Below are 11134 nucleotides of genomic sequence, written 5' to 3'. Positions count from 1 at the left end.
TTTTTAATATTAATTCCTGTTTTTATTAAATATTTAGTAAAATACTCCAATTGTTAAAAGTTGTAAACATCCAAGTAATGTTATTGCAATAAGTACTGTTAAATTATTAAGCTCCTCTTTATTTATTAATGGTTTAATTTTATTTTCGCTGTCTTTACTATTTATATTAAGTAAAAATGGTAATAACATAAGTAATGGTATAAAGTATCTTCCTTGAACACCAGTAACTGTTAATTGTCCTACTCTTGACCATGTAAGGTATTGAACTATAAAGAATGCAAAGTATATTATAATAAAAATTATAATTCCACTAGTTCTTCTTTTAATACTTAATTTATATTCTTCTGGTGATATAAATGAGATAATTAAGTAGTATATACTAAATACTATAGCCATTAATGTTGATGCATATAATTGTGTTCCTTGCCAATCTGCAAATCTAAAAATATCTTTTATTACATACCAAGTTTGACTTAATATGTTTTGAAAGATGATAATAATATGATTCATACTTCCAAGTAAAAATTTTAATTGTAGTTTAGCATCTACTGGAAGTAATTTTGCTCTTGGTCCTCTAAACGAATTCATAGATTGAGGCATAGCATAAAATACATTCCATAATCCACCTATTATAAAGACGGCTAATATAAGTATAAAACCAAGTCTATAATTATTTTTATTTTTAAAATTATTTTGTGGAACAAGTAATATTAAGAATATAAACAATAATAATGGTGGTTTTAAAAATCCTACACTTATACATAAAATCATAAATATTAAAGAGTTTTTACCACTTAATGATTTTTCTTTAGCTTTATACATTGAAAAGAAATAGGCCATTAGTAGTAGTGAGAAAGAATTTACAAATGCATCTGAACTTACAGTAGTTCCTTGATAAACTGCAAATGGTAAGCATGCAATAAGCAACATTGGTGTTTTTAGTATTGGTGTTTTTTTAATTGCATAAGATGAAACTATTCCATACATTAATAAGTTGAATAATCCTCCTAACCATAATACCCAAATTGAATTAAGATTTAATTCTTTTGCAAGCCATATTCCAAATCCTTGTGGAAGATATGCATAAAATGGGTTATGTGCAAATGCTGATTTTTGTAGTATAATTGATTTATCTATTTTTTCATCATCCCAATTAGTTGTAAATACTGTATTAAATCTACTTGTTCCTGTAAGGTGACTACAAAAATGTTCAACTTTATATCCTGTATTATTATTTATAGTAATATATTGTGGATTAATAACTCCAAGTGAAGTTAATTCTGCTCTATTTAGATGTTCACTTTCATCACAACCTATGAGAAGCGGTGATAATAATAAAGTAATTATACCAAATAATATTGTAATTATAAAGGCCACTTTATGAAGTTTATCTTTATTTAAGCTATTATAGATTAAACAAAAGATTCCTACTATTGTAAGTATAATGAATATTCCAATTTCTCTATTAATTGTTCCGAAATTTCCATAAAAATAGTATTGATAAAAGCTAAAAAAAATTAAACATATTAAATAGATTAAAATATAATTTCTATTTTTATTGAAAATATTTTCAAGTTTATTCATATTAATCCATTATTAAATTAATTAAAAAATAGATTAAATTAAGATTTTTTCTTAATTTAATTTTTATTAGTATATTTCATTTAAATAATCTTAACAATATTTTATGTTTTTTATTATTTTTATATAGATTTTTAGTATTGTGTTTTAGTAGTATAATACTACTGTTAAGATTTGTAAACAAGATAATAAACCAATTATTATTACATAAGAGAATAAATTAATCTTATTTAACCTTGTAAGAGTAAGTTTTTTCCTTATTCTTTCTCCATATCTTGTATTTTCACTGTTAATGTTTAGTATAAATGGTAATAACATTAATAATGGTATAAAGTATCTTCCTTGAACTCCTTGTATTCTAAAAGATCCAACAGGAGTCCATGTTAAATATTGTATTAAAAATAATGCAATATATGGAATTAAGAATATTATTGCAGTAATTGTTCTTTGTTTTTTACTTATTTCATATTTTATTGGATATAAGAAACTAGTAAGTCCATAATATATTGCAAATACAACAGCCATTATTGTTGAGGAATATACAGCATATTTTCCTTGCCAATCTGCAAATCTAAACATATCTGCTATTACAAACCATGTTTTTGATATTATATCCCACATTATTAATGTGAAGTTTTTAATACTTGAAAACATGAATATTAATTGATATTTCGTATCAATATCCATAGCTACTGCTCTTGGTCCTCTATGGGAATTTCTCATTCCAGGCATTGAATAAGTTACATTCCATATTACACCAAGTGCAAATACAAGTATTATTCCAATTAAACCTACTTTATAATCATTTAATGACTTAAAATTCTTTTTAGGTATTATTGAAACAAGGGTTGCTAAGAATAATAATGGTGGTTTAATTAAACCTACAGATAAACATAATATAAAGAATATTAATAAATTAAATTTGCTTACACTTCTTTCCTCTGCTTTATATAATGAGAAGAAATAGGCCATTAATAGTAGTGAGAAACATAATACAAATGAATCTGAACTTAAAGTACATGCTTCATAAACTGCAAATGGTAAACAGGCAACTGCAAGCATTGGCATTTTAAGTATTGGTGTCTTTTTAATTGCATAGGATGAGACTGTTCCATACATTAATAAGTTGAATAATCCTCCTAACCATAATACCCAAATCGAATTAAGACCTAATTCTTTTGCAAGCCATATTCCAAACCCTTGTGGAAGATATGCATAAAATGGATTTTGAGCAAATGCTGCTTCTACTAATACATGTTTTTTATTAATTTTTTGATCATCAATTGCAGTTGAGTAAATAGTTTTAAATCTATTTTTTCCATCAAGATCTATACAAACTTGTTCTACATAATATCCTCTATGTTTTCCTATATGTTGATAATGAGGAACAAGAATACCTTCTGAAGTTAAATCTGCTCTTGCAAGATGTTCATCTTCATCACAACCAATTAGAATAGGTGATAAAACAAGAGTTATAATACCAAATATTATAATTGTTATAAAAGCTATTCTATGTATTTTTTTCTTGTTTCCATTATGATATAATATACATAGTACTCCTACAATAGTTAAAATTATTAAACTAATGGTTTCACGTGGAATTGAAGCATGATTTTTATAAATAAACAATTGAAAAATAGAGAATGATAGAATCATTACAATATAAAGAAGAATATACCATTTACATTCTATTAAAATGTATTTTAATGTTTCTGGATTTAGCCAGTTTGGTTTATTTATCTCCATTTTATTCACATATTAATTTTTTGTTTTACTAAAATTAAAAGAATTATAATTTAGGAATACCTAAAAATCTCACTATTTCTTTCTATATAATATATTAAAACTTTATATGTTCTTATTATTATTTATAATTTATTTTATTTATTTTATTTAGTGATTTTTAGATTTTTTAAAGATTTAATTTTATAAACTTTTAAATTTTTAATTAATTAATTTAAATCTTTTTTTATCAGTTTTTATAGTAATATAAAACTTTTTATTAAATAAATTATAAAAATAAATATAATATAAAAAAGGTGTTAGTGATTATATGAGGACAGTTATTTTGATTCCTTGTTATAATGAGGCATTAACAATTAAGAAAGTTATTAATGATTTTCAAAGAGTAATGCCACATGCAGATATATACGTTTATGATAATAATTCTAGTGATAATACAGATGAAATTGCTAGAAAAGAAGGAGCTATTGTAAGGTATGAATATAGACAAGGTAAAGGTAATGTTGTAAGGTCTATGTTTAGAGATATAGATGCAGATTGTTATATTATGGTAGATGGTGATGATACTTATCCTGCTGAAGCAGCTGTAGAGCTTGAAAAAGTTATTTTAGAACGTAAAGCAGATATGGCTGTTGGTGATAGATTATCTTCTACTTATTTCACTGAGAACAAACGTCCTTTCCACAATAGTGGAAATGTTTTTGTACGTAAAGCTATTAATGAATTCTTCAATAGTGATTTACATGATATTATGACTGGTATGAGGGCATTTGATTATGATTTTGTTAAATCTTATCCAGTTTCTTCAAGAGAATTTGAAATAGAAACTGAAATGACTATTTTTGCATTAAATCATAATTTTAAAATTTATGAAGTTCCTATTGAATATAGAGATAGAATGGAAGGTAGTGTATCAAAACTTAATACTTTTTCTGATGGATTTAAAGTTATTCGTGTTATTTGTTCATTATTTAGAGATACAAAACCATTATCTTTTTTCTCAATAGTAACTGTAATCTTACTTATTATAGCATTTGTATACTTTATGCCAGTATTTTTAAATTTCTTAAGTACTGGTACAGTAGCAAAAGTACCAACTTTAATTTCAGTTGGAGTTGTATTTTTAATTGCTGTAATGATATTTTTATCAGGTGTCATTTTACATGTTCTTAAAAAACAACATGATCAAAACTTTGAGCAACATTTAACTTTAATTCGCTTACTTAAAGATGATAAGGATTAAATTCCTTTAAATTTTTCTAAAGGTAATTTATTGTGGATTTTAGTTAAATTATAATTCTTTTTAAGTTTTATAAGGTAATTTTTATTGTGGATTTTAGTTAAATTATAATTCTTTTTAAGTTTTATAATGTAATCTTATCATGGATTTTAAATTATAAAATTTATAATATTTAATAAATTTTTAGTAAATTATAAATTTTATTTTATTTTAAAAAAAGTTGATATAATAATTATACATAATTTTAATTATATTATAATTTAAATTATAAATTAATCATAGATTTAATATTATAAACATTTTAAAATTTTAACTATGGTTTTTAATAGTATTATTCTTATTAATGGAATTTTTAATTAAATTTATATTGTGAGGTAAAAAATTGTTTAATAAATCAAAATCATCTAATTCTTCAAAATATCAAAAAGTTGATATTGTAATTCCTGCATTTAATGAAGAAGAATCAGTTGCTAGTGTAGTTAGTGTTATTAAACAATTAGATTATATTAATAATATTATTGTAGTTAATGATGGATCTACAGATAATACTCATAATGAAGCTAAAAATGCAGGAGCTGTCGTTATTGATCATTTGGTTAATAAAGGAAAAGGAGCTGCAATTAAAACAGGTGTAGATTCAAGTAATGCAGATATTATTGCATTTATTGATGCAGATATTAAAAATTTAACTCCTGAAAAAGTTGATATAATTATTAAACCTATTTTAGAAGGAAAAGCTGATATAACTAAAACTAAATTTGCAAGAGAAAGTGGCCGTGTAACTGAACTTACAGCAAAACCTCTTCTTAAATTCTTTTTCCCTGAAGTTAACTATGAACAACCATTAAGTGGTCAATTTGCAGGTAAACGTTCAATTTTAAAAAAGCTTAATTTTGAAAGTGATTATGGTGTAGATGTTGGTATTGTACTTGATGCTGATGTCCGTGGAATTAAAATTCTAGAAGTAGATATTGGTGATATTGAACATGATATGTCTCCACTTAGTGACCTTCATCAAATGGCTAATGAAGTTGTAAGAACAATTATTTCAAGAGCAGTTAACTATGGACGTCTTACTATGATTGACTCCTTAGGTAACTATATTAGAATGAGTATATTAGGTTTATCTCTTATTATTTTAGGCCTTTTTTTAGTATTCTTTGTACAACCTGTACCTTTCCAATTAGGTATATTGATTGGTATTATTGGGATAATTATATCAATAGTTTACTTAATAAAATTAATTTTTAAGTCAATTGTAATGTTTAGAAAGTCTCCAGCTAATAAAAATGTTCTGAAATCATTTATTAAAATGCATTTTCCAATTATTATTGTATTCTTCCTTTTAATATTGATGATTTCAACATTTATGTCTGCTACTACTATTGGTGATAATGGTCAAATATCTATTGAAGCAACATCTAGAAATTTAGTTATTTTTGGACAAGGTTCTAATGATCATATTGCAGTAAGAGGACCTTATACTGTAGATAGTGCAATAGAAAATGAATCTAATATAATTAGAATGCCATTTTCTGCAATGCAAACACTGCAGATGATTTATGGTGATACTATTACTTTAGGAGAGGAGTCCTATACAATCAATCAAACAAGGCCAGGTGAAGATAATATTCTTAGATTACCATCTTCTGCACGTTCATATTTAGGAATTAGATCAGGTAATGTTATATCTAATAGTCGTATTTCTAATGTTTTCTATAAAGCATATGTAAAACATACAGTCCGTGCTTCTAATATATCTGATTTAAATTATAATATTACTGAAAATTATAATATTTCTTATAATTCAGTAAATGCAACAGAATTTGATATTTACATAGATAATCAGTATATTACATCATCTTCAGCAGTATTATTTGATAATAATACTTATTATATTAATGTAAATGATGAATATTTAGGTAGTTTTGTAAAAGATAATTTATCAGATAATAAATCAATTGATTGGAATTATAGTAATCATAATATAAAATTAATAAATAAAGGATATACTTCATCAGTAAGAAATGCATTTGATTCAAATAGAGGTCCGTTTTTAAACTTTGATTTATCTACTTTAAATAATTCAGTTAATACTACTGATGAAAATTATTCTGTTGATACACAACAATAATTTATAAATTTAAAAAATTAGTTTTAAAGATTAAAATATAATTAAATAATTATTAATTATTTTCTTATATTTCTTATTTTTCTTAAGAATTTCGTTATTTTCCAACTATTGGAATTTAATATTAAGTTGTTTTTATTTTTTAATCTTTTATTTTCTTTTTCTAGTATTTTAATTTGTTTTTCGTAGTTTTTTATCTTATATTCATTAAGTGAATTAGAGTTTATAATCATATTATATGTTTTTATTTTTGATTTTGGTACTAGTTTATTTTCATTGATATTTACTTGTTCTAATTCTTTTTTTGCTTTTTTAAAGTATTTTTCTGTGTTTGCTGGTATTATATATTGTGATATTTGTAAAAGTTTAAAATAGTCAAATTCATATTTAACTTCATTGTAATAATTATTTTCTTTTAAGAATTCTTCAACAATGTCTATTATTTTATAGATATCTTCTCTATTTTCATATTTGTTCATTACAGATTTAGGATTTGATCTATAATAATATAGATATTCTGGAACATAAGACATTTTTTCTGCTTTTAGCATGGTTTCTATTTGAAATGGAACATCTTCAAATATAAGTCCATTTTTAAAGTAAAAATTATTAGAATCTAAAAATTCTTTTTTATATAATTTATTACATGGTGAAAAGGAATCATTGAATATATAATGTTTTATTTTATGATAATCGAAAGTATAATGTTTAAAATTAATATTTTTGATTTTCTTTTCAAAATCAAAACCTGGTGCATTGTATCTTATTTTATCTTCATTGAATTTTGCTATTTTATAAAGTACTATTTCTGAATCATTAATTATTGCATTTTCATATAATTTTTTAAGTGTATTTGGTGTTATATAATCATCTGAATCTATAAAGTATATATATTCTCCATTGCTGTGTTTTAATCCAGTATTTCTTGCAACAGCTGCACCTTGATTTTTTTGATTTATTATTTTTATTCTTTTGTCTTTGTAGCTTTCTAGTATCTCTAATGATTTATCTGTTGAACCATCATTTACATATATAATCTCAAAATCTTCAAAATCTTGTTTAAGAATACTATCTATATTTTCATTAAGATATTTTTCTGTATTATAAAGTGGTATTATAATAGATATTCTAGGTTTTTCTAGGGTTATATTTAAATTTTCCATTAATTTTTTATTATTTGAATATTTTAGATAGTAATAATCTTCAAATCTTTTAATTATGTTTAAATTATCTTTAAATATTTCTTTAATTGCAGATAGCATAATTTCTTTGTTTTTTGTACTTAATCTATTAGCAAAATTAAATAATTTATATTCATAATCATGTTTAATTTTATTAAATTTAGGATTTTTAAAGTACTTAAATATACATTCAAATTGTTTAACATAATCATAGACTGCTTTAGGATTATTAGATTTATTTGTATTGTCTTTGTAACAATATCCATAAAGATCTATATTTACAATGTAAATACAATCTAATTTAGATAATGATTTAGCTAAAAATACAGAATCTTCTCCAATAATTAAATTTGGAAAATAAATATTATTTGAAATTAAAAATTCTCTTTTATATATGTTTTTGTAAAAATACCAAGGTATACCATATTCTTCAGGTTTGATTATAATATTATTCTTATAATATTTTGAATCACTTGTAGTTTTAACTTCACCTTTTGAATTTATTATTTTTATATTTCCAGAAACTAAATTAGCATTATTTAATTTTCCTGTATTATATAGTTTTTCTAAAGATTCTTTATTTATATAATAATCATCAGCATCTAAAAAAGCAATATATTCTCCTTTAGCTATTTTTATTCCTTCGTTACGACTTATACCAGCACCTTGATTTTCATGACTATAAACTTTAATAAATTCATATTTGTCTTCATATTCTTTTAGAATATCTAATGAATTATCAGTTGAACCATCATTTATACATATAATTTCAAGGTCTTTCATTGTTTGATTAAGTACACTATCTATAGATTTTCTTAGATATATTTCTTTATTAAAAACAGGTATTATAACTGAAATTTTAACCATTTTATTAACCTAGAACTTTCATATATTAAATTTAAATTATATTAAAAAAGATATTATATTAAAATCATGATTTAAAAATTGTTTTAATTTTATCAATGAAATTTCTTAAATAACTTGCAAATATATAAACTTTGGTGTTTAAAAGAGCTTTATAATAATTATTTTCATTTTGAAGTTTGTTAATTTTATTAATATACTGTTGATTTAATTTTTCTATTTGAACTAAAGTATTTGTGTAGAATTCTAATTGTCTATTTAAATCTTCAAGAGAAACTTCAATTTTTGGTTCTGAATTATTTAAAGCTTCACCTTTAACAATCTTATTTTTTTCATCCATAATAATAACCTGAATCAAATTAAAATATATTTTCCATGTAAATTATATTTATATTCATAATTATTTTATCTAAATATAATATATTGGAAATTGAACTTTAAAATTATAAATATATTAACAAAATATAGTATATATTAAAATATGTCTTTTAAATCATATTTATATTAATTAATAAGTAATTTTATATTTTAAATATGAATTATATTTACAATCATATATTAAGAATATTCATTATAATTAAAAAAGTTAAAATAAACTTTAATAATCTTAAAATAATATTTTTAGTTTTTATATTAAATAGATTTCTATTATAATTTAAAAAAATTAAAATAAATTTATAAGAAATTTAAAATTTATTAAAATAGTCAATAATTTTGTTTTTTTATATTGTATAAAAATAGTTAAAGTTTATTATAAAATATTTGGATTAAAATAAGATATTTAAGAAAATTAGATTATTTAATACTATGATTTATTTAAATAGATAATTTAAGAGAATAAAATTATTCTCTACTATATATTTTTACAGCCTCATCAGGATCATCATATAATCCACATGCTGCAAGAGCACCTATTTTTCCATGATCTCCTGTAACTGCAATTAAATCTATTCCAAGTTCATTTGCAACTTTTTCTGCAGTTTCAACATCCATCATACCAGTTTTAGTTTTATGAGCATAGTCTCTTAATTTATCTGGTATTCCAATACCTGTTTTAACTGCAATAGCTGTTTTATCTGATAAAGTATCTCTTTTTAATATTTCAATAACTCTATTAATTAATTTATCTTTATCTTCTTCTTTTACAGCAAAAGTTAATGCTATTGAAACACAATTTTGTGTTTTATGTGGATTTTTAGGATAAAGTTGACAAATTACATGGTCTAAATATTCAAAACCTTCATTTTTAAGTTCTACACCCATATTATGTGCCATAGTCCATGTTGCACCTTTATCTTTAACATCAGTATCATCTACACCAATTACTACTTTTTCCATTTTAGGTGTAACAACATTAGCTTTACCTAGTTTTGAACCTCCACCTTCTTGGAGAAGTTCTACATATTTAACACCATCACCCATACCTCTACACATTGCTGCACCTACTCCTGCACCAGCAAGACCAGCATGAGTAACTTTAACTTCATCACCTTCTACAGAAATTGCTTCAATTCCTGCTGCATTATAACTAGCTTTTAATTTAAGGGGTGATTTACCAATTTTACATATAAAATCATGTTTATTTCCATCACGGGAAGTTTTAATTATTAATGGACTACTATGTTCATATTGTTTTACTAACCAATTAGATCCAGAAATACATGGATGATACTCAATGATTTCAACTGTATCACCATCTACCATAGTGATTTCTTTTTCATATGGTGCAATCCAAGGGTCGTTATATCTTTCTTTTAAATCTTCAGGTTTTAAAATTTCCATAAAAAATCATCTAAAAATAAGCGTAAATTAAAAAAAATATTATTAAAATTTTAGGTATTATCTTGAAAATTCAAGATAATAAAAAATTAGTTTGCATCTAATTCTCTTAATCTATCACAAAGTTTAACTGCTGCTTCAACAGCACTTTTACCATAAGTAACACGCCTATTAGCATCAAGTCTAGTCATACCTGGACCACTAATACCTAATGTTACTGGTTTATTATAATCTAATGATAAATCAACAATTTTACGTGCAGCATGTTGAGCTACAATTTGATCGTGATCTGTTGCACCTTCAATAACAGCACCTAATGTTATAACTGCATCAATATCATCTCTTTCAAGTAATTTTTTAATAGGAAGTGCCATATCAAAAACACCTGGAGCTACAAATACTTTTGTAATTTCACAGTTTCTTGATTTAGCTTCTTCTTTAGCTAATCCTAACATCATTTGTGTAATATCATAATTAAATTCAGCAACAACTGCTCCTATTCTATATTTTGCCATATTTTTATTCTCCAATTTTTTTAATAACTTAATATAAATTTTAATATAATCATGCCATCATAACTACAAATGCAGCTATACCACTTACAACCATAATCAA

Annotated in this window: 8 protein-coding genes; 2 read left to right on the top strand and 6 right to left on the bottom strand. The window is 23.3% G+C overall.

The genetic code is table 11. The annotated features are described in order from the left end of the window. Window positions 1–33 precede the first annotated feature (33 nt). Entirely contained in the window at window positions 34–1584 is a 1551-nt protein-coding gene (locus BGI41_RS00475; RefSeq protein ID WP_088538295.1) for a DUF2142 domain-containing protein, read from the bottom strand. Between the two features lie 144 nt (window positions 1585–1728). Beyond that, window positions 1729–3327 carry a DUF2142 domain-containing protein gene (locus tag BGI41_RS00470; RefSeq protein WP_088538294.1) on the bottom strand — a complete coding sequence of 533 codons (1599 nt, stop codon included), beginning with the start codon at window positions 3325–3327 and terminating at the stop codon, window positions 1729–1731. Window positions 3328–3634: 307 nt separating this feature from the next. On the opposite strand from BGI41_RS00470, the gene BGI41_RS00465 reads away from it, so the two are divergent. Beyond that, the gene (locus tag BGI41_RS00465; protein ID WP_088538293.1) at window positions 3635–4567 is read left to right on the top strand and encodes a glycosyltransferase family 2 protein; all 933 of its coding nucleotides are present in this window, start codon (window positions 3635–3637) and stop codon (window positions 4565–4567) included. A gap of 379 nt (window positions 4568–4946) precedes the next feature. Then, on the top strand, window positions 4947–6698 hold the full coding sequence (locus BGI41_RS00460) for a glycosyltransferase (RefSeq protein WP_088538292.1): 1752 nt from the start codon (window positions 4947–4949) through the stop codon (window positions 6696–6698). Between the two features lie 56 nt (window positions 6699–6754). Here the strand turns inward: BGI41_RS00460 and BGI41_RS00455 are convergent, their stop codons facing one another. From BGI41_RS00455 to ribH, 4 genes are all read right to left on the bottom strand, one after another. Then, window positions 6755–8743 (bottom strand): glycosyltransferase, encoded by a 1989-nt coding sequence (locus BGI41_RS00455; protein WP_088538291.1) that lies wholly within the window; start codon window positions 8741–8743, stop codon window positions 6755–6757. A 64-nt stretch (window positions 8744–8807) separates the two neighbouring features. Further along, window positions 8808–9080, bottom strand: a complete 273-nt coding sequence (locus BGI41_RS00450) for a hypothetical protein (protein ID WP_088538290.1) — start codon at window positions 9078–9080, stop codon at window positions 8808–8810. Between the two features lie 503 nt (window positions 9081–9583). Further along, the gene (gene mmp11, locus BGI41_RS00445; protein WP_088538289.1) at window positions 9584–10522 is read right to left on the bottom strand and encodes a methanogenesis marker protein 11; all 939 of its coding nucleotides are present in this window, start codon (window positions 10520–10522) and stop codon (window positions 9584–9586) included. Between the two features lie 86 nt (window positions 10523–10608). Next, complete coding sequence (ribH, locus tag BGI41_RS00440; RefSeq protein WP_088538288.1) at window positions 10609–11034, bottom strand: 6,7-dimethyl-8-ribityllumazine synthase; 426 nt, start codon at window positions 11032–11034, stop codon at window positions 10609–10611. Between the last annotated feature and the right edge of the window lie 100 nt (window positions 11035–11134).

The sequence above is a fragment of the Methanobrevibacter sp. 87.7 genome, assembly GCF_002208625.1.
Taxonomy (GTDB): domain Archaea; phylum Methanobacteriota; class Methanobacteria; order Methanobacteriales; family Methanobacteriaceae; genus Methanarmilla.
The sequence above is the reverse complement of the archived record's forward strand: the minus strand, read 5'-3'. Positions and strand labels throughout refer to the sequence as shown.

Excerpts from the sequence above, each read along its gene's own strand:
- BGI41_RS00470 (WP_088538294.1), bottom strand. The coding sequence starts at position 3,327 with ATGGAGATAAATAAACCAAACTGGCTAAATCCAGAAACATTAAAATAC.
- BGI41_RS00450 (WP_088538290.1), bottom strand. The coding sequence starts at position 9,080 with ATGGATGAAAAAAATAAGATTGTTAAAGGTGAAGCTTTAAATAATTCA.
- mmp11 (WP_088538289.1), bottom strand. The coding sequence starts at position 10,522 with ATGGAAATTTTAAAACCTGAAGATTTAAAAGAAAGATATAACGACCCT.
- BGI41_RS00465 (WP_088538293.1), top strand. The coding sequence starts at position 3,635 with ATGAGGACAGTTATTTTGATTCCTTGTTATAATGAGGCATTAACAATT.
- BGI41_RS00475 (WP_088538295.1), bottom strand. The coding sequence starts at position 1,584 with ATGAATAAACTTGAAAATATTTTCAATAAAAATAGAAATTATATTTTA.
- BGI41_RS00455 (WP_088538291.1), bottom strand. The coding sequence starts at position 8,743 with ATGGTTAAAATTTCAGTTATAATACCTGTTTTTAATAAAGAAATATAT.
- ribH (WP_088538288.1), bottom strand. The coding sequence starts at position 11,034 with ATGGCAAAATATAGAATAGGAGCAGTTGTTGCTGAATTTAATTATGAT.